2 rRNA genes (both cut by a window edge) are annotated in these 1,142 nt (G+C 58.9%); both read left to right on the top strand.

Features of this window, described 5'->3' with window-relative positions:
- A 16S ribosomal RNA gene (locus JQN83_RS32515) occupies positions 1 to 521 on the top strand; it begins 1,093 nt to the left of the window's first position.
- 391 nt (positions 522 to 912) lie between these two features.
- Positions 913 to 1,142 (top strand): 23S ribosomal RNA (locus tag JQN83_RS32510) (it continues 2,979 nt past the right edge of the window).
- The 16S and 23S rRNA genes sit together here, the layout of an rRNA operon.

Raw genomic sequence — 1,142 nt, 5'->3', positions numbered from 1 at the left:
AGGTCCTTCGGGGGCGGTCACAGGTGGTGCATGGCTGTCGTCAGCTCGTGTCGTGAGATGTTGGGTTAAGTCCCGCAACGAGCGCAACCCTCGTTCGATGTTGCCAGCGCGTTATGGCGGGGACTCATCGAAGACTGCCGGGGTCAACTCGGAGGAAGGTGGGGATGACGTCAAGTCATCATGCCCCTTATGTCCAGGGCTTCACGCATGCTACAATGGCCGGTACAATGGGTTGCGATACCGTGAGGTGGAGCGAATCCCAAAAAGCCGGTCTCAGTTCGGATCGGGGTCTGCAACTCGACCCCGTGAAGTCGGAGTCGCTAGTAATCGCAGATCAGCAACGCTGCGGTGAATACGTTCCCGGGCCTTGTACACACCGCCCGTCACGTCACGAAAGTCGGCAACACCCGAAGCCGGTGGCCCAACCCTTGTGGAGGGAGCCGTCGAAGGTGGGGCTGGCGATTGGGACGAAGTCGTAACAAGGTAGCCGTACCGGAAGGTGCGGCTGGATCACCTCCTTTCTAAGGAGCACCATCCAGTGAAAGCTGGTATGGAGCCCGCGACCTGCGTATGTCGGGTCGGGGTGCTCGAATGGCGGAGACACTGGTGAGTTTTTGTTCGGCAACGGCCGGGATACCTAGTACAGCCACCTTTTGGGTGGTGGGAAAGGTTCCTCCTGGTGCGGCTGGGCGGGAGCGCTAAGCACCCTGTTGGGTCCTGAAGGAACAACCTCTGGTTGTTTTTTCGGAGACTGGTCTGAGGCGTTTGCCTCGGTGGTCTGCCAGGCATGGCCTGGTCTCGCATACCGGATTCTGTTCTGCCTGTGGGTGGGGTGGGGTTGCTGGTGTGGGGCTTGTGGGTTGTGGGTTGGTTGTTTGTTGAGAATTGCACAGTGGACGCGAGCATCTTTGTGGTCAAGTTGTCAAGGGCGAACGGTGGATGCCTTGGCACCAGGAGCCGATGAAGGACGTGGGAGGCCGCGATAGGCCTGGGGGAGCTGTCAACCAAGCTGTGATCCCAGGGTGTCCGAATGGGGAAACCTGGCACCAGTCATGTGGTGTCACCTGCACCTGAACACATAGGGTGTATGGGGGGAACGCGGGGAAGTGAAACATCTCAGTACCCGTAGGAAGAGAAAACAA

This window comes from Micromonospora antibiotica (genome assembly GCF_017599305.1).
GTDB lineage: Bacteria > Actinomycetota > Actinomycetes > Mycobacteriales > Micromonosporaceae > Micromonospora > Micromonospora antibiotica.
Note: the sequence above shows the minus strand (reverse complement) of the source record. Positions and strands in the feature narration are given on the sequence as shown.